This is a genomic window from Mangrovibacterium sp. (assembly GCF_059905295.1).
Genome location: NZ_JBZQJF010000261.1, coordinates 1 through 18628, shown reverse-complemented (window position 1 = coordinate 18628; position 18628 = coordinate 1). Strand labels below are relative to the sequence as shown.

Below are 18628 nucleotides of genomic sequence, written 5' to 3'. Positions count from 1 at the left end.
GATGAAAGTATTGATAGCTCCTGATTCCTTTAAAGATTGTTTGGAAGCAGTCGATGTAGCTCGTTATTTAGGTGAAGGTATTCACCGCGTAATGCCGGATGCCGAACTTACTTCCATTCCGGTAGCCGATGGCGGTGAAGGCTTTGTGCAAACCATGCTCTCTGCAATGGGAGGCGAGAAAATCAGTTTGAAGGTTCTCGATCCGTTGATGCGGGAAGTTGATGCTTTCTACGGCATCCTCCCCGACGGAACTGCTGTGATTGAAATGGCTGCCGCTTCGGGAATTGAACATTTGAGCCGTGAAGAGCGAGATCCCCTGATCACGACAACAATCGGTACCGGACAGTTAATGTTAAATGCCATGGAGAGGGGCTGCCGAAAGATTATTATTGGTATTGGAGGTAGTGCAACCAACGATGGTGGAGTTGGCATGGCTACAGCCTTGGGGTATCGCTTTTTGGATAAAGAGGGTAAGGAAGTTCTGCAAGGTGGTGGATCGCTGAGTGAGATTGTCGAGATTGATTTCTCGAAGATTGATCCGTTGGTTGGCGATACAGCAGTTTGGGTGGCCTGCGATGTTAATAATCCCTTGACCGGTCCGCTAGGTGCTTCGGCTGTTTATGGCCCGCAAAAAGGTGCAACTCCCGAATTGGTTGAGCTGCTGGATGCCAACCTGGGGCATTTGGCTGCAGTCATCAAGAAATATTTAAACAGTGATGTCCTTGAGCTGCCCGGTGGTGGTGCTGCCGGAGGACTGGGAGCCGGATTGGTTGCTTTTGCCGGTGGACGGTTACAAGCTGGTTTCGATATAGTAAAAGAGCAAACCGGGCTTGAAGAGGCTGTTAAAAAAGCTGATATTGTATTGACAGGAGAAGGAAAAATGGATGGCCAGACCAAACAAGGGAAAACCCCGTGGGGCGTGGCTCAACTAGCTCTAAAGTATGGTAAGCCTTTAATTGCTTTTGCCGGCTTCTTAGGTGAAGGTTATCGAGAGCTGTATGATGAAGGTTTTACGTCAATTTTTGCCTTGCCTAATGGCCCTGCCAGCTTGGATGCTTGTATTGCCGATGCTCCTGAGCTATTAGCGGATTCAGCAGAACAGGTTTTTCGGGTATTGAAACTTTCCTGATAATAATTTTTAATAGCGCTTACGATAGCCTCTAGGTTATCAAGATCTGCTTTTGTTGAAAAAGATATTCTGCTTTTTTCGTTTTCCTGCTAAAAATGCAAGTTGAATCGAAGATTATTGAATATATAGTTTATTGCCAATGATTTTGTAACTCATTTTCTTATACAATTTATTAAGTTGGTTGTGCTTTGTGAATACTATTTCATGTGAGTTGGAAGCTATTTTATATCTGTAATTGATTAGAATACAGTTTTGAATTGGGTTTGAAGCGATATGTGTGATGTTGAATTTGTATAATGATTTTATCTTTAAATTACTTGTGTAGATCATAATTGGTTTTTACATTTATCGTTTACTAACCTAAATTGAATGCTGATGAAATTATTATGCACCTTTGTTACGTTTTGTATGCTCCTGTGCTTGGGGCAACATGTTTCAGCAAAATCACCTATTAAATTTGGAAAACCTGATTTGGAAGATCTGAAGATGACGGTTTACGATCTCGATTCAACAGCCGAAGCGGTTGTTTTATGTAGTTACGGTTATTTCGATGCAATACATTTCAAGTTTACTGCCACTTACAGGATTAAAATTTTGACAAAAAGCGGAACATCCTGGGGAACCAAAGTATTTAACTCTGTCGGCGACGATGTTAATATTCGTGGTATTACATTTAATATGGAGGGCGACGAAGTTGTTGAGTCGAAGTTGAAGAATGAATCAATAATGAAAAAGAAGCTGGTAAACTCCATGTATACCGTTAGCGTTGCCATGCCGAATGTAAAGGAAGGTTCTGTAATTGATTTGGAGGTTTCAAGTAGCGGATTGCCACGCGAATGGCGCTTTCAGGATCTGATTCCCGTTAAGTATTCTGAATTAACAATTGAGAGTTCTTCCTATATCGACTATCAAAGTAATTTCTTCGGATATATTCCTTTTGATGTTTCTTCTCCGGGGCATTGGGAAATTAGTAATATTCCGGCTTTCAAAAAGGAACCTTACATGGACTCCTATACAAACTATATTAATAAGGTGGAGTTTGACCTCAGGTCAGTACAAATTCCGGGAGTTTTGTATGAGGATTTCGCTTCCAGTTGGGGAGAGGTTTGCGAAACGCTGGATAAGAGTGACTATTTCGGTGGAGTTTTGGGCTCGGCCGGCTACCTGAAAGATATGGCCGAAGAAATTGAATCAACATGTTCCACTGATGCTGAAAAGATTAAGGCTGCATTCGATAAAATGAAAACGATTAAGTGGAATAATGAAAGTGATGTGGTTAGCTCAACAAGTTCGTTGGGAAGTGTTTATAAGGATAAGTTGGGTAATTCGGCAGATATTAACCTCATGCTGATAAATCTGTTGGGCCGGCTCGATATAAAAGCATATCCGATTGTGCTGAGTACGCGTGATAACGGTCAGCTTTCCTACATCAATCCTTCCTTGAATAAACTCAATTATATTGTTTGTGGAATTCCGGTAGAGGATAAAATTGAAATTCTTGATGCAACAGAACAAAACCTTCCATTCGGACTACTGCCTGAGCGGGTACTGAATGACCATGGACGGATCTTTTACAGCAAAGAAAAAACGGATTGGGTGAATTTGAAAGCAGACAAAAAGGATGCTGAAAAATCGTATTTCCAGCTGACCTTAAATCCGGACTTCACTATTGAAGGGAAAATGACAGCAAGTTACAGCGATTATGGTGCTTATAATAAGCGAACCGAACTGATCGGCTACAACAGTGATGAAGACTACATTCGCCATTGTGAACAGGAGAATCCTGGCTTGAAAATCAAGAATCTTAGTTTTGAGAATAAAGAAGACATTGACAATAAGTTAGTTGAAGCCTGGGATGTGACATTGAATAACAAAGTCGATGTGATTGATGATATGGTGATGATCAATTTGGGCTTTGACAATGAGTTTAAAGAATCTCCCTTCAAATTGGATACACGTATTTATCCGGTTAATTATCCTTATTGCTTTAAGCGGAACAATACCGTGATGTTACAAATACCTGATGGCTATGAAGTGATGGAATTGCCTGAACCTTCCGTTGTTCGTATGCCTGATAATTCGGCTTCTTTTATGCTGAGTTATAATAAACAGGGCAATATGATTTTTATGAATCGCAAGTTTTCTTTGAACAAGCAGATTTTCTTGCAGGATGAATATCCCATATTGAAAGAGTTTTATGCACAGGTGATTAAAAAGCAGGCCCAGCCATTAATCCTGAAGGTTGCTGAACAGTCTCCAAACTAAGACACATATCGAGTTACATTAATTCAATTTTATGCAAAAACGATCATTGCTGGTTACCTTACTGTGTCTGTTGTTCATCAACGCAGTTTGGGCAGCTAAAGAGATTAAATATCCCATCAGTGAGATTCCGGTCGAGTTAAAAGAAAATGCCAAGGCTGTTGTGCGTTTGGAACGAAGGGAGTTCGAACTGAAATCGGATAATAAAGCTACAGAAAAGGTTACGCTCGTAATTAGTATTTTAAACGAAAATGGTCTGGACGTTGCCCATTTTTCCGAGTTCTATAATCGGTTTATCCAGATGGGGCATATAAGTGCAAGTGTATACGATGAAAACGGACAGTTTATGCATCGGATCAAGCAGGAAGATATTCTGGATATCAGCGCTACTTCGGGCGGAACTGTTTACGATGATAACCGGGTGAAGATTTTCGATCCCAAAACGAAAGACTATCCCTTTACTGTTGAGTATAACTACGAAAGAGAGTACAATGGGATCTTTATTTTTCCAACCTGGCTGTTGCTTAAGGACTATAATATTTCGGTAGAAAAAGCAGAATTCAGGGTGATCTCACCAAACGAAAAGGATATTCGAATTAAGCAAGCTAATCTTGATCAGAAACCGGTGATTACAACAGAAGATGATAAGGTCGTTCGGACGTGGGAAATCTCGGGTATGAAGGCATGGGAACCAGAGCCTTTTTCTGACAATGTGGTGGAGTATACTCCTGTTATTCGGTTGGCTCCAAGTAAGATCAATTTTGGTGGGGTGAATGAGGAGTTTGCTTCCTGGAATGACTTTGGTCTTTTTATTGCTGAGTTGAGTAAAGGGCGGGACGAATTGCCCGCTGAAACAATTGCAAAGCTTCAGGATTTAACGAAAGATGCTTCGTCAGATTTTGAAAAAATACAACGAGTTTACGCCTATATGCAAGGGAAAACCCGCTATGTAAGTATTCAGGAAGGAATAGGTGGCTGGCAGCCGATACCAGCAGAGGATGTTGATCGTTTGGGCTACGGTGATTGTAAAGCCTTGAGCAATTACATGAAATCGCTGCTGGGGGGAATCGGGATTAAAGCGTATTATACCTTGGTAAGTGCGGGTAGCAGTGCGTTGAAGATGGATTCGGCTTTTCCTTGCAACCAATTCAATCATGCCATACTGTGTGTACCCATGCAGGCCGATACACTTTGGTTGGAGTGTACCAGTCAGCATATTCCTTGTGGCTACATTAGTACTTTTACCGACGATCGTTCTGTCTTGTTGATTGATGACAACGGTGGAAAGGTTGTTCGAACAAAATCGTACACGGCTACAGAAAACCGGAAAGATTCACATCTCAATGTTATGCTGGATGAAGCGGGTAATGCCACGGTTGATGTTAATGCAAGATATGTGGGGGTTCAGTACGACCGTATTTCTCCTTTATTCCAGATGGATCAGAAGGATCAAAAACGCTATTTAACGAACCGAATCGATATCCCGAATTTTACGCTACAGTCTTTTCAGCACGCTGAGTTCAAGGACAGAGTGCCTTATGCAACGGAAAATTTGCATCTCGATCTGCCGAACTATGGCAGCAGAATCGGTAACCGCATGATTGTTTCGTTGAATGTAATGAATAAGCAAAACAGTATTCCGATTGAATGTCCCAATCGTGAGTCGGATGTTGTTATTCGACGACCGATGATGGAAGTCGATACGATTGTTTTTAAGATTCCGGAAGGTTATCAGGTCGAAAAAGTTCCCGGGTCCATAAGTTTATCCAACCAATTTGGAACTTATACAGCCAACGCAACAACAATGGATAACCGTATTATTTACACGCGCGAGTTTAAAATTGATCAGGGGCACTATTTACCGGAGACTTATGGCGAGTTGAAAGGCTTCATTCAAGAAATAGGCAAAGCCGATCTAATGAAGTGTATGCTTATAAAGCGGTAGTTTAAGCGTTTCTTTTGCAAGCGATCACGGATCACTTGTGTTGAGGAATTTCAGGAGTCTGATTTACATTGGGATGTTTTTGTAAATTTGACTCCTGAAATTGTATTTACCTTATAAAATAAGTATTCATGAAATTGGTCTTTGCGACAAACAATCCAAATAAATTAAAAGAAATTCAGCATAAATTGGGAAACGATATCGAGTTGCTCGGCCTGAAAGATATTGGCTGCGACGAGGATATTCCTGAAACAGAGCCTACGCTCGAAGGAAATGCCCTTCTGAAAGCCATGTATGTTTATGAGAAATTTGGTTACGATTGTTTTGCTGACGACACCGGTTTGGAGATTGATGCCTTGAATGGAGAACCTGGTGTTTATTCGGCACGTTATGCAGGTGAGGCGAAAGATGCTCAGGCTAATATGGATAAAGTGTTGGCAAAACTGAATGGAGAGACGGATCGCAGCGCACGCTTTCGCACAGTGATTGCAGTGGTGATTGGTGGAAAGCAAACCGTGATGGACGGCGAAGTAAAAGGAACAATACTGACGAAGAAGCGGGGAACTGACGGCTTTGGCTATGATCCGATTTTTCAACCCGAAGGTTACGAAATTAGTTTTGCGGAAATGGATTTAACAGAGAAAAATAAAATTAGTCACCGTGCTCGGGCTGTTGAGAAATTAGTGGTTTTTCTGAATCATTAATGAACTGTTGAGATGCAAAAAATCCTGTTGTCAATATTGTTGTTCTTTGTAGGTTTTCAGTCTTTTGCCGTCGGGCAGTGGACGGACTACTTGTCGTATGCTTCGGCCGAGAAAGTAGTAGTGGCCGGCAGCAAGGTGTACTGTGTAGCCAATGGAGGCTTGTTTTATTACGATAATTCAGACAACAGTATTCAAAAGCTTAATGTTATTCAAGGTCTCTCTGATGTCGGGGTTCAAACGGTTGCTTATGCCAGTCAGCTGAATATGGTAATCGTTGCCTATACAAACAGTAATATCGATTTGCTGGTTGACGGAGAGGTTTATAACATGTCCGATATCAAGCGTAAGCAAATATCCGGCGACAAGAGTATCTATCACATTTTGGTGGTTGATAAGGTTGCCTACCTGTCGTGCGGTTTTGGAATTGTAGCTCTCAATCTTGAAAAGCGAGAAGTAAAAGATACTTACTATATTGGTGATAATGCGGCGCAACTAAAGGTAAATGCTATGGCTTTTGATGGACAATACCTGTATGCTGCAACCGAAAGTGGTATCTACAAAGCTGATATAAACTCGTCGAACCTTCAATATTACGGAAACTGGGAGTTGCAGACTGCTATGGAAAATGCCATGGGATCGTTTTCGCATATCGTTTATTTTGATGGAGCAATTGTTGCCTGTGCCGATGGCGGAGAATCCGGCAATGATGCTTTGTATGCCTGGAATGGTCAGGGATGGTCTACTTATCTCGGTAATATTACAACCGTTACTGATTTACAGGTCAGTGAGTCTGCTCTGGTTATTTCGTCTGATAACAAAATTGCAGTTTACCGGTCTGGGCCAAGTTTGGAAACCAGTATCAGTTCCTATGAGTTTTCAGGACAAAATGTAAGTCGTATCTATGCACAAAGTGCGATTGTCGACGATGACGGATACCTGTGGGTTGCCGATAGTAAATATGCTTTGGTGAAAGTTAGCGGGCAAGGAGATGAAGAAATTCAACCTGAAGGGCCTCAATCGAATAGGGTAATGGGCTTGGTGATGAATGGAACTGATCTCTGGAAAACTGATGGAGGGAGGACTGTTTATTGGAATAACCTGTTTTTCAACCCAAGAATTCAGTTGTTTCGAAATGGTAGCTGGACTTCCTTCGATGGAGAAACGATCGCGGGAATGACTGGTTTTCACGATATGATTTGTGTTGCTGTAGATCCGGCAGATAAAGATCACGTTTTTGCCGGATCGTGGGGTGGAGGAGTGATCGAATTACAAGGAAATGAACTGTTAAACAGATTCGATAATTTCAATTCGTCTTTACAAACCGCTCTCCCGTCAAGTCCGAGTGAGCCTTATGTGCGGATCAGCGATCTTCAGTTCGACAGCCAGGGAAATCTCTGGGTGGTCAATGCCTTGGTCGATAAGCCACTGTCGGTATTAAGATCATCCGGTGAATGGGAGGCTTACACTTTGCCCGGAATTCAGTCCAGTTATAATGCCGGGGCAATGGTGATTACTGAAGATGATGACCTCTGGATCACAATTGGCCGTAATGAGCAGTTGATGGTTGTTCGTAAAGCTGATGGATCAGCCGAGAAAAAACTGACGGTCACCGCTTATTACAACAATGGAACAAATGAGCTTTTTACCGCGATGAGTGATATTTACGACATTGCAATCGATCGTGATGGAGAGATTTGGTTCGGAACCTCGGTTGGTGTAGGCGTTTATCGAAACCCGCAAGATGTGTGGACGACTAATGCTTATTATGCCTCTCAACCAGGCTTGGATGAGGGCGATGGACTTTATCATCCCTTGCTAAGTACGCAAACGGTTACGGCAATTGCAGTGGATGGTGCTAACCGCAAATGGTTTGGGACCAAAACCTCTGGCGTTTACCTGATTTCGGCCGATGGAACGGAAGAAATTCAGCACTTTACCACTGAAAACAGTCCGTTGCTGGATGACGAAATTACCAGTCTGGCCATGAATGACCAAACAGGTGAGTTGTTCATCGGGACGGCGAAAGGCTTAATCTCATACAAAGGTTTAGCGACCGAAGGAAGCGACAATTACAACAATGTATATGCTTATCCCAACCCGGTGCGTGAAGATTACGATGGCGATATTGTCATTACAGGACTTATCGACAACACCGATATAAAAATAACTGACGTTAGTGGCAACCTGGTTTACAAAACGGAGTCGCTGGGGGGACAGGCTAGCTGGGATGGTAAAAACCTACGCGGTAATCGGGTGAGTACAGGTGTTTACCTGGTCTTTGGAAACAATCGTTCGGGGGAACAAAGCTTTGTCACCAAAATCCTGTTTATCCATTAATGGTTTATCATGCTTGAAAAGACCCGAGGCATATTTCTGCATTACATCGACTACTCCGATAACTCGGTCATTGCCCGAATTTATACCGAGCGGTTCGGACAGCAATCGTATATCGTAAGCGGCGTTCGGTCGAAGAAATCTTCAACACGGATCAACGTCTTTCAGCCCTTGTTTTTATTGGATTTAGAAGTCTATCATAAAGGCGGGAGAAACATTCAGCGGCTTAAGAATGCCCGGTTGTCTGTTCCTTTCAATCAGTTGCCTTTCGATATTAGCAAAAGTGCTCAAGCGATATTTTTAGCTGAGATATTAATGAAATGCTTGAAAGAAGAAGAAGGGAATCCGGAGCTGTTCGATTTTTTATTTCATGCTTCTTGTTTGCTCGATTTGGCAGATGAGGGAGAGAACAATTTCCTGATTAGTTTTTTGTTTCGCTTAACCCGATTCTTGGGTGTCGCACCTCAATCACCGCCCGATGGGCCTTACCGCTTTTTCGATCTGATTTCGGCTTCGTTTAAACAGAATGAACCGGTTCATCATCGGTTTATGGATGTAGAATGTAGCCAAAAGTTTGCCGAGCTGTTCCAAAATGACTTTAGTAATCTGAAAGATCTTTCATACACAAATAGGATTCGGCGACTTCTGCTTGATCACCTCATTGAGTATTACAAGATTCATTTGGACCTGATCGGCGATTTTAAATCTCTGGCTGTACTGAAAGAAGTTTTATCCTGATTTAAAGCTTCTAAATTAATGATGAAGTGAACGTCAGAATAATGTATTTTTGTATCTTTCCAGTCTAAATGTGAATATGGTACAATCGAAACTTCCCAATACGAATAAATCTGTTTTTGCCTGGATCAACAGTTTGGTTGACGAAACCGGAGCGTTGGATATGGCTATTAGTAGTACCGATTTTCCGTGTTCCCCGGAGTTGGTTGATTTGGCCGTAGATTACCTGAAAGCAGGGAATAATAATTTTTCCCCCCTCGAAGGTGTTCTTAAGCTTCGGAATGTAATTGCTGATTTGGTTGAGGAAAACTACGGACACCGATATAATCCGCAAACAGAGGTTACCGTTACCGCAAGCATCATCCAGTCCATTCATACGGCCATCAGTGCTGTTGTCCGCGACGATGATGAGGTGATTGTTTTTGAACCGGCATTCGAATCGTATGTTCCTTCAATTATTTTGAATGGCGGGAAACCTGTTTACCTGGAGTTGAAAGCTCCGACTTTTAAAGTTGATTGGGAGGAATTACGGAAGATGATCACAACGAAAACAAAGATGATCATCCTTAACTCGCCCAATAACCCAACGGGTAGCGTACTTTCTGAAAATGATTTAGTGCAACTGCAGCGTTTGACCAATGGCACGAATATCATTATTCTGAGTGACGAGACTTTCGAGTCTATTGTTTTTGATAATCAAACACACCAGAGTGTTGCCCGTTACGAGAAGTTGATTGATCGTAGCTTTATCATTTCTTCGTTTGGCCCGGTTTACAATGTGAATGGCTGGGGCGTGTCCTACTGTTTGGCACCGGAGAAACTGATGGTTGAATTCCGAAAGATGCAGCAGTTTCAGTTGCATAATGTGAATACACCCATGCAGTATGCTTTGGCTGACTACATTCCCGGGAATCATTCGTTCGAGGAGGTATCATCGATGTACCAGGGAAAGCGGAACTACTTCCTGCGTTTGCTCGAGAATAGCCTGTATAAAGTTGTGCCCTCAGAAGGCAGTTATTTTCAAATTATCGATTACTCGCGCTTGTCGGATGAACCCGATATGGTTTTTGTGGAACGTTTAGCCCGTGATTTTGGAATTGCTGTTTTGCCGGTTTCTGCTTTCTACCATGAGAAAACCAGAGCGAAAATGTTTCGGATTTGCTTTGCAAAGGATAATGCGAAACTGGAAGAGGCTGCAGAACGACTGCTTAGTGTGCCGTCGATGATTGTTGACGATTTATAGATTGCAAAAAAGACTTCTTAGATAAAAGAAAAGCTTATTCAAATTAATGAATAAGCTTTTTTATATTCTATTTTTTGGAACTTACTTTTTAACCAATAGCCAAGTGTCTGCGTATTTTGGGAAATCAGTGCGGATTTGATTTACGCGCTGACGTGCTGCCATTTCTTCAGCATATGAATTGACACATACGCGGTAATATCCGGTTTCGCTGTGCAGTACAATTGGGTTGAAACCTTGAGGAATTAGTTCCTGCTTGTACTTATTGGCATTTTCCAGTGAACTGAAACTACCGATAATAACAAAGTAAGTGCTTCCCTGGTATTTTGTTGCATCATCCTTTTGATCGAAGGTGAAGGTCTCGGTTTGCGTTCTTACTGGCTTTATTGGTGCTTGGTAAGTTGTTGCCGGTGCTGTTTGTTGTGCCTGCTGAGTTGTTGTAGTCGTTGCAGGTTGTTGCGGTTCTGCAACTGAGAATACTTTCGTTTCGGTTTGCTGCTGAGGTGCAGGCTCAGCAGCTTCAGTGCTTTTCATCCGTTGCATGGATTTACACCCGGTGAAAAACAGGCCTAAAGCAAATGCTCCAATAATAATTCTTCTCATTTCTAGTTCTTTTATGGTTTCAAAAAGCAAATCTACGAAAAAAGCAACGCAGCAAATCTATTTCTTAGTGAATGATTATTAACCACGAGTTGTTGAAATCTAAAAGTTTAGGATTCTTCGCAGGTGGTGCTGGCCGGCGTCTGTCCGGTAAAAACGGATCCTGCGGATTGCCTGATTTTTACTTCCGCAAGGTTCGTGATATACAATCGACCAGGGAGAAATTCCTTTTGTTTCTTCAATTAAACCATCGTTGTGAGCTTGCTCAGTTTTTTTCAAATCGACAGTGAAGCCGTAATGAAAACGATGGTGCTCAAGGTTATATAATACGTAAGAATAATACATACCACAAAAATAGAAAAACCCGCTAATTTTCAGCCTTCCTCCGGCCTTTTCCTCAATTTTCGATTTTTAATAAGTATTTACTGGCAATTTTCGATGTTTGTTAAAGGTTTGTGTTTTTAAAGGTTTGGTAATTAGGTGTCTATGTGTTTTGTTGACCCTTCCTGTTAACGAAAATACCCCCTTGGAGAAACATTTTAGTAGTGCTGAATTATCAATTTGTTCTGTTTCTTAAAACAATTGCATCATTCATAACTGCATTTTAAGCCCTAGTTTTAAAATGCGCTTTAGCCTTTATACTACTCCGTTGATGGATCACAGTCTTAAGAGTGGATTGCTAAAGCAGCTATTGAATTGATAAAATCTAACCTAAAACTTGAACGTATGAAAGAAAAACGTAGTGGCGGGAGTTTGTCTGCAAACCCGCTCATGAGATCAACAGTATTGCTTCTGCGAAGCTTCTGTTTGATTCTCGCTTTACTTCTAGTTTTTCCCGGCTTTTCTCAAGCCCAAAAATCAATTACTGGAGTTGTAACAGACAAAAAAACTGCTGAGCCAATTCCCGGAGTATCAGTGTCGGTAAAGGGCACAACAGTGGGAACCATAACGAATTTGGATGGAAAGTATGAACTGGAAGTACCGAATGATGCCCAAATTTTGGTTTTTTCTTTTGTGGGGATGAAAACATTAGAAGAACCAATTACCGGAACAATAATTAATGCACAGCTAGAGGAAGAAATTGCTTTATTTGATGAAGTTGTGGTGGTTGGTTATGGTGTACAGAAAAAAAAGCTTGTAACCGGAGCAACGGTACAGGTTAATGGAGAGGAGCTTCAGAAAAGGAATACCACCAACGCACTGCAAGCCTTGCAAGGACAAACTTCGGGGGTACAAATTTCTTCGACTTCAGGACAACCGGGAGAGGGATTAAAAGTTGTCGTTCGTGGTCAGGGTACAATTGGAAATTCAGGTCCTCTGTATATTGTTGATGGTGTTCAAACCGGAGACATTTCTTATTTGAATAATGCGGATATTGAAAGTATTGATGTATTGAAAGATGCAGCTTCTGCTGCCATTTATGGTTCGCAGGCAGCCAATGGTGTAATTTTAATTACCACCAAAACCGGTCAAAAAGGAGAGGCCAAAATTAGTTTCGATGCTTATTACGGAGTTCAGAATGTAGCTCGGAAAGTAGATATGCTTAACAGCAAAGAGTATGCTGTTATTATGAATGAAGCAGCTATCAATTCGGGTAAGGCTCCTTATTTCACGCAGAGTGAAGTAGATGCCTTGGGCGAGGGAACCAATTGGATTGATGAAATGCTTTATGATAATGCGGTGAGCCAAAATTATACCTTGGGCTTAACCGGTGGATCAAAAAACTCGGTTTACTCGATGTCACTTTCATATACCGGACAAGAAGGTGTTGTTGGTGGACCAAAAGTTTCGAATTATGATCGTTATAACCTTCGGGTGAACAGTGAACATACCTTGTATGACGGTTTCCTGAAAGTTGGTCAACACCTGACTATGGGATATATGGAAAAGAACGGTATTGGCGTTGGCGACCAGTACAACAATAGTTTGCGAGGGGCATTTAATACCAGCCCATTCCTGCCAATGTATGATGTAAATGGTGATTTCTTAAACAATAAAAGCGGCGTTGAGTACTACGACCAAAATGGAGAGGTGCAGGTTTGGGAACCTTGGGCCGAGGGGGAAAATAACCCTTACGGATCAATGGTGTTGAATAACCAAAATAAGAATAACAATCAGAAGATTTTTGGTGACGTTTATTTCGAGTTGAACCCGATGAAACATCTTCGCTTCCGAACGACAATGGGTTTTGATTACTACGTAAGTGAAGGCCGTTCTTACCGTCCGATTTACGAATTGTCGATGTACGCATTCCGTTTGCACGATGGAGCCAGCCAGAATATGAGTAAGGGATTGGCCCTGACATGGGATAACGTGTTGACCTATGATTTCAAACTCAACGATCACGCTTTTACGGTGATGGCAGGTAATTCAATTTACCAAAATAAAGGTTCGTGGGTAAATGTAAGCAACTCGGATTTGGTGATTTCGGATTTGGATCATGCTTATATCGATAATACGACGAATACCGATTTTACACTACTAAGTTACGGTGGAGCTCCGAATGATGAGGCTATGTTGCTGTCGTATTTCGGGCGTTTAAGCTACAACTATCAGGAACGTTTCATGGTGAATGCAACCTTCCGTGCCGATGGGTCTTCAAAATTTGCAAAAGGCAACCGTTGGGGTTACTTCCCTTCCGTTTCTGCCGGATGGGTTATTTCAAACGAATCGTTCATGGAGAATACAGCGAGCTTTCTTGACTTTTTGAAACTTCGCGCTAGCTGGGGACAGGTTGGAAACCAGAGTATTGATGCCTGGCAATATTTGGCACCAATCCAAACTGCCAATACGAACTACTATTTCGGATCGGCTGATTTTGATTCTTCGGGAAATACTGTTGGCGCTTATCCAAGTCGCTTATCCAATCCGGATTTGAAATGGGAAACGTCAGAGCAGTTAAACTTCGGGTTCGACTCTCAGTTGCTCGACGGGCATATGAACCTGACCTTCGACTGGTATAAGAAATCGACTAAAGACTGGTTGATTGAAGCTCCTATTCTGGCTACCGCGGGTGCAGATGCTCCTTACATTAATGGTGGTAATGTTGATAACACCGGTATTGAATTGTCGCTATCCTATCACAATAAGATTGGCAAATTGAATTATCGTGTAAGCGGCAATGTCGCTAAAAATAAAAACAAAGTGTCAGAGGTACCAACATCTGATGGAATTGTACATGGTTTAACCAATATGCTTTACGATAACTCACTTGAATTTTATCACCGTGCTGAAACCGGCTACCCAATTGGTTATTTCTGGGGATGGGAGACCGATGGGGTTTTTCAAAATGCAGAAGAAGTTCAGGCTTATACCAACAACGGCAAAGTTGTTCAACCCAATGCTAAACCCGGAGATTTACGCTATGTTGACCAAAACAGCGACGGCGTGATTGACGAAAGTGATAAGACAAATATTGGTGATCCGAACCCGGATTATGTTTTTGGTTTCTCAGTTGGCTTTGATTATGAAGGATTCGATCTGGCAATTGATGCGAATGGCGTTGCCGGCAACCAAATTGTTCAGTCTTACAGAAACCAGGTAAATGCCTATTCAAACTACACAACCGAGATTTTGAACCGCTGGCATGGTGAAGGAACCTCAAACACCATTCCTCGTGTGACCGAAAATAACGTCAACTACCTGTTCTCGGATATCTTTGTTAAGGACGGAGATTTCCTTCGTATCAGCAACATCACGTTGGGTTATGACTTTGCAAAAAAATTGGTGAAAAAGGATTTCATCAGTCAACTGCGTTTGTATGCTTCTGTTCAGAACGCTTTTACATTTACCAAATACAACGGGATGGATCCGGAAATTGGGTATGGTGTTGAAAATGGTTCATCTGGTGTTGACCTGGGATACTATCCACGCCCAAGAACAATGTTGGTTGGTGTAAATATCAAATTTTAAAAACTGAAGGAACAATGAAAAATCGATTAATATATATACTGGTGCTGGCAAGCGTATTGCTGAGTGCCTGTTCTGAAAGCTTCCTTGATAGTGAGCCAACAACTTCACTGACCGACGGAAACTTTTACAAAACAAAAGATGATGCTGAATTGGCCATTGTAGGTTGTTACGATGGTGTTCAGTCAATATACGACAATGGCATAGCCTTTCCTGTCCTGTCTGAAATTGTATCGGATAACTGTTATGGAGGAACGGGTAATAATGATGGTCTAAATTACCGGGTGCTTGACCAGTTCGACCTGCAAGTTTCTCCGGGTGATGTTGATATGCTTAACGATACATGGAAAGCTTACTATAAATCAATTTACCGCTGTAACGTTTTATTGCAGAAAATGGATCAGATTGATTGGGAGGGTGATACAGATTACCGAAATAATATTGAAGCGCAAGCTCGTTTTCTTCGTGCTTATGCTTATTTTGATATGGTACGTCTGTGGGAGCGCGTTCCTTTGCTCACTGAACCTTCTGATGAGAATATTCCACAATCTCCGGCCGATTCAACTTACACGGTTATCGCAAAAGATTTGTTGTTTGCTGCTGAAAATGGATCCGAAACAGTTGAGGCTGGTCGTGTCAATAAATGGGCTGCGAAAGCCTTGTTGGCTCGCGTATTTCTTTTCTATACAGGTTACTACGGACAATCCGATTTGGTTGGTCTGGTGTCAAAAGCGGAGGCTTTGCAAGGGTTAGAAGATATTGTTTCCTCAACAGAAACGACCGGTTATGGTTTGGTTGAAGAGTATAAAAACCTTTGGCCGGCTGCTTCTTCAACGCCCAATGAAGATAGTAACACGCTGGAAACAACTTATGCCGGAAAAGACAACAAGGAAACCATCTTTGCGATTAAATACAATATCACTTCAAATTACGATGGTGATACTGATGGTAATCACTGGTTAGTGATGCTGGGGCTTCGTAGTCAGTCTTTTTCACCTTACGGTAAAGGATGGGGAGCTTGTACGGTGTTGCCTTCGTTATACCAGGCTTACGAAACCGACGATACCCGTAAAGAAGCATCGATAATTGCAATTGCGGAAGAAGGACTCGATTTTGATAACTCGGATCAACGGGAATACACAGGTTATACCAACAAAAAATATACACCGTTGTCTCTTCCCGATGGCACCGACGTGGCAGAAGCAAATGGTGCAACCAACTTCATGATTGGTCAATTTCAGGACTATGTTGTTATGCGTTACGCAGATGTCCTGTTAATGGCAGCAGAGCTGGGCAGTACCAATGCACAGGACTATTATGATCAGGTTCGTGAGCGTGCCGGCTTGGCTTCGAAAACGGTGAGTCAGGCAAATCTGATGGCAGAACGTCGTTTGGAATTTGCTTTTGAAGGTATTCGCTATTGGGATTTATTGCGTCAGGGTGTTACTACAGCAGCTAATACGATTGCTATTTCAACTACAGTTCTGGATGGCGGCGTTGATTTCCAAAAGGTAATCAGCAGTTCTGATATCACCAGTAAACGGGGACTGATGTTGATTCCTCAAACGCAAATCAGTTTATCGAATGGTGTGCTAACTCAAAATGATGGTTGGAACTAATCTAAACTAAAATCTTATGAAGACAAGAAATTTTAAAATTTATAGCCTTTTGTTGGGATTGGTTTTGGCCTTGATTGCTTGCCAGCCCGACGAATACAACCTGGGTGCTGTGTTGTCGCAAAGCGATCTGAAATTTAGCATAACCCAGGACGCTACTGACCCCAATATGGTTATCCTTGAAAGCTTAACTCCAGGTGTTACTCCGCTTTGGATTACACCAATGGGACGCTCTACGCAAATAAATGATACCTTACGAATTCCGTTCCCAGGTGACTACAACTTTGTTTATGGTGTGCAAAGCGCTGGTGGTTTGGTTCAGGCCGATACCTTTCTTTTGTCAATCACCACAACGAATCTTGACTATGTGAGTGATCAGTATTGGGTTATGCTGACTGGAGGTGCCGGAAACTCGAAGACGTGGATTCCGGACACAGGTGAATATGGTAAAAAACAAGGTTTTTATTCCTGTTATGACCCCGCTGCTACTTGGAATGATATGGTTGAGGAGAATGGAAATTGGAAACCTTCAGGCTATGTTTGGTGGGAACCAAGTAATGGAGATGTTGGTAATACTGCCGAAGATTTAGCTCAGTTTATGACCTTTAGCCTTGCGAATGGTGCTGCTGATTATACACTTGGTACGTATACGGCTGACGATTTGAACTTAACAAATTTTCAGTCTGCGGATGTTGCTAAAGGCACCTTTAATTTTGATTCCGGTACGAAGTCAATTGAAGTTGATGGAGACGAGAATGTTCAGTTTGCTCACGGTGCATGGGCTGACCTGAAAGCACTTAGTTGGAGTAAGAATTTCAAGATTTTGATGTTGACAGACGATGTTCTCATGATCGCGAACCTAAGAGATAAAGGTTTGTCCGGGGAAGACCCCTGTTGGTATGTGTGGAACTTTGTTTCGAAAGATTATGCCGAGAGTTATGTGCCTGCCGATCTTCCGGATCCTGAACCAACATTGCCAGATGGTTGGGCAAATGACATCTCACAAGTGGTAAGCACATCAATTGTTTGGAAACTTTCAGAATCGAATCCGATTGATTGGGCGAATTTGGATGGTTCAATGATGAATGGTTGGCAAGTACCGACGGATTACCCCGATTGGTTAGGAACTCCTGATCCAACAGTTTACGGAGGCTTCTCTATGACCATGAATTCTTCGGATAATTCGGTTGTTTTTGTTACTCCGGATGGAACGACAACGGAAGGAGCCTATTCTTTGGATGAGAAAGGAATCTATTCGTTTGATGTTGATGTACCTTCTTTTACCGTTGTCAATTGGGCTAACTTCTATGCTGATGCGAACAACCAGCTACGGATTCTGCAAATTGAAAAAGATGCTACGGGTGCCCTGGCAGGTATGTGGGTCGGAGCAATTGATGCGAATAACCCTCAATATTCAGCCTTCCACTTGATTCCACAGATGGGTGGAACAGAAACTGACCCGGTTGAGGCTGTGAAAAAGATGATTACTGCAAAGACCTGGAAACTGGATTCAAATCGCACTTACGATAAAGCAACAAGCTGGGGCGCCGAGCAAGGTCCGGTTATATTCTCCGATTATGCAACTTGGGCATGGAATCCGAAACCAGGCGAGCAATATGCCGCTGGAGAAGCAGACGTTGACTATGGAACAGTGAAATTTGAGATGGACGGAACAGTAACGGTACAACAGCGCAAACGAGTTTATACACTAGATGCAGATGGCTCTGTTATAAATGGTATTCCAAATCCGGATAACGGTGCTTTTACTTTGCAAAGCGATGAAGTTGTGACACTAAACGGTACCTGGGATGTCGACCTTGATGCAAACACAATCACCATGTCTGTTGGGATGCTACACCCTTGGACCGCAGACTATGCTGTTGCTGATTGGGGTGCTATGAAGATCTATCGGATTGAACAAAATGCCTTGTTACTTCAGGAAACCAGAGATGCTGATTTGTCGGGAGAAGATGCTTTCGATATGACTTACATCTTCGTGCCTGCAGAATAGATCATTGATAAGATTAGAATTCCCCGGATATCTTTTGGTATCCGGGGATAATAAAACAAAAACGAATTTTCCATCGCCCGAAATAACCTAAACGCTAAACCGAAAAACCAACAATTCAACCGAACTCATGAAACACCTAAACAAAT

The 18628-nt window shown here is 42.2% G+C and carries 12 protein-coding genes; 10 read left to right on the top strand and 2 right to left on the bottom strand.

Annotated features, from left to right (window positions below; translation table 11 throughout):
- The first annotated feature begins 1 nt into the window (after position 1).
- The 7 genes from AC37HE_RS13540 to AC37HE_RS13510 all read left to right on the top strand — a co-directional run bounded on the left by AC37HE_RS13540 (position 2) and on the right by AC37HE_RS13510 (position 10349).
- Positions 2-1129 carry a glycerate kinase gene (locus AC37HE_RS13540; RefSeq protein ID WP_500783385.1) on the top strand — a complete coding sequence of 376 codons (1128 nt, stop codon included), beginning with the start codon at positions 2-4 and terminating at the stop codon, positions 1127-1129.
- 375 nt (positions 1130-1504) lie between these two features.
- Complete coding sequence (locus AC37HE_RS13535; RefSeq protein WP_500783384.1) at positions 1505-3394, top strand: DUF3858 domain-containing protein; 1890 nt, start codon at positions 1505-1507, stop codon at positions 3392-3394.
- A 31-nt stretch (positions 3395-3425) separates the two neighbouring features.
- Positions 3426-5336, top strand: a complete 1911-nt coding sequence (locus AC37HE_RS13530; protein ID WP_500783383.1) for a DUF3858 domain-containing protein — start codon at positions 3426-3428, stop codon at positions 5334-5336.
- A 128-nt stretch (positions 5337-5464) separates the two neighbouring features.
- Positions 5465-6037: a non-canonical purine NTP diphosphatase gene (locus tag AC37HE_RS13525; protein WP_500783382.1), complete on the top strand. Its 573-nt coding sequence runs from the start codon at positions 5465-5467 to the stop codon at positions 6035-6037.
- A gap of 12 nt (positions 6038-6049) precedes the next feature.
- Positions 6050-8374: a type IX secretion system anionic LPS delivery protein PorZ gene (gene porZ, locus AC37HE_RS13520; protein ID WP_500783381.1), complete on the top strand. Its 2325-nt coding sequence runs from the start codon at positions 6050-6052 to the stop codon at positions 8372-8374.
- A 9-nt stretch (positions 8375-8383) separates the two neighbouring features.
- Positions 8384-9109, top strand: coding sequence for a DNA repair protein RecO (gene recO, locus AC37HE_RS13515; protein ID WP_500783380.1), 726 nt, complete (start codon positions 8384-8386; stop codon positions 9107-9109).
- A 76-nt stretch (positions 9110-9185) separates the two neighbouring features.
- On the top strand, positions 9186-10349 hold the full coding sequence (locus tag AC37HE_RS13510) for a methionine aminotransferase (protein WP_500783379.1): 1164 nt from the start codon (positions 9186-9188) through the stop codon (positions 10347-10349).
- Positions 10350-10430: 81 nt separating this feature from the next.
- On the opposite strand, the gene AC37HE_RS13505 is transcribed toward AC37HE_RS13510, so the two are convergent.
- Entirely contained in the window at positions 10431-10949 is a 519-nt protein-coding gene (locus tag AC37HE_RS13505) for an SPOR domain-containing protein (protein ID WP_500783378.1), read from the bottom strand.
- Between the two features lie 99 nt (positions 10950-11048).
- Positions 11049-11291: a hypothetical protein gene (locus AC37HE_RS13500; protein ID WP_500783377.1), complete on the bottom strand. Its 243-nt coding sequence runs from the start codon at positions 11289-11291 to the stop codon at positions 11049-11051.
- Positions 11292-11672: 381 nt separating this feature from the next.
- Between AC37HE_RS13500 and AC37HE_RS13495 the strand changes: the two genes are divergently transcribed.
- From AC37HE_RS13495 to AC37HE_RS13485, 3 genes are read left to right on the top strand one after another with little or no spacing between them, the layout of a single operon-like run.
- Positions 11673-14858 carry a SusC/RagA family TonB-linked outer membrane protein gene (locus tag AC37HE_RS13495; protein ID WP_500783376.1) on the top strand — a complete coding sequence of 1062 codons (3186 nt, stop codon included), beginning with the start codon at positions 11673-11675 and terminating at the stop codon, positions 14856-14858.
- Positions 14859-14872: 14 nt separating this feature from the next.
- Positions 14873-16474 carry a RagB/SusD family nutrient uptake outer membrane protein gene (locus AC37HE_RS13490; protein ID WP_500783375.1) on the top strand — a complete coding sequence of 534 codons (1602 nt, stop codon included), beginning with the start codon at positions 14873-14875 and terminating at the stop codon, positions 16472-16474.
- Positions 16475-16490: 16 nt separating this feature from the next.
- Positions 16491-18482, top strand: coding sequence for a hypothetical protein (locus AC37HE_RS13485; RefSeq protein ID WP_500783374.1), 1992 nt, complete (start codon positions 16491-16493; stop codon positions 18480-18482).
- Positions 18483-18628: the final 146 nt, after the last annotated feature.

What these genes read in the sequence shown, in the direction of transcription:
- AC37HE_RS13540 (WP_500783385.1), top strand. Translation starts at nt 2, where the DNA reads ATGAAAGTATTGATAGCTCCTGATTCCTTTAAAGATTGTTTGGAAGCA.
- AC37HE_RS13535 (WP_500783384.1), top strand. Translation starts at nt 1,505, where the DNA reads ATGAAATTATTATGCACCTTTGTTACGTTTTGTATGCTCCTGTGCTTG.
- AC37HE_RS13530 (WP_500783383.1), top strand. Translation starts at nt 3,426, where the DNA reads ATGCAAAAACGATCATTGCTGGTTACCTTACTGTGTCTGTTGTTCATC.
- AC37HE_RS13525 (WP_500783382.1), top strand. Translation starts at nt 5,465, where the DNA reads ATGAAATTGGTCTTTGCGACAAACAATCCAAATAAATTAAAAGAAATT.
- porZ (WP_500783381.1), top strand. Translation starts at nt 6,050, where the DNA reads ATGCAAAAAATCCTGTTGTCAATATTGTTGTTCTTTGTAGGTTTTCAG.
- recO (WP_500783380.1), top strand. Translation starts at nt 8,384, where the DNA reads ATGCTTGAAAAGACCCGAGGCATATTTCTGCATTACATCGACTACTCC.
- AC37HE_RS13510 (WP_500783379.1), top strand. Translation starts at nt 9,186, where the DNA reads ATGGTACAATCGAAACTTCCCAATACGAATAAATCTGTTTTTGCCTGG.
- AC37HE_RS13505 (WP_500783378.1), bottom strand. Translation starts at nt 10,949, where the DNA reads ATGAGAAGAATTATTATTGGAGCATTTGCTTTAGGCCTGTTTTTCACC.
- AC37HE_RS13500 (WP_500783377.1), bottom strand. Translation starts at nt 11,291, where the DNA reads ATGTATTATTCTTACGTATTATATAACCTTGAGCACCATCGTTTTCAT.
- AC37HE_RS13495 (WP_500783376.1), top strand. Translation starts at nt 11,673, where the DNA reads ATGAAAGAAAAACGTAGTGGCGGGAGTTTGTCTGCAAACCCGCTCATG.
- AC37HE_RS13490 (WP_500783375.1), top strand. Translation starts at nt 14,873, where the DNA reads ATGAAAAATCGATTAATATATATACTGGTGCTGGCAAGCGTATTGCTG.
- AC37HE_RS13485 (WP_500783374.1), top strand. Translation starts at nt 16,491, where the DNA reads ATGAAGACAAGAAATTTTAAAATTTATAGCCTTTTGTTGGGATTGGTT.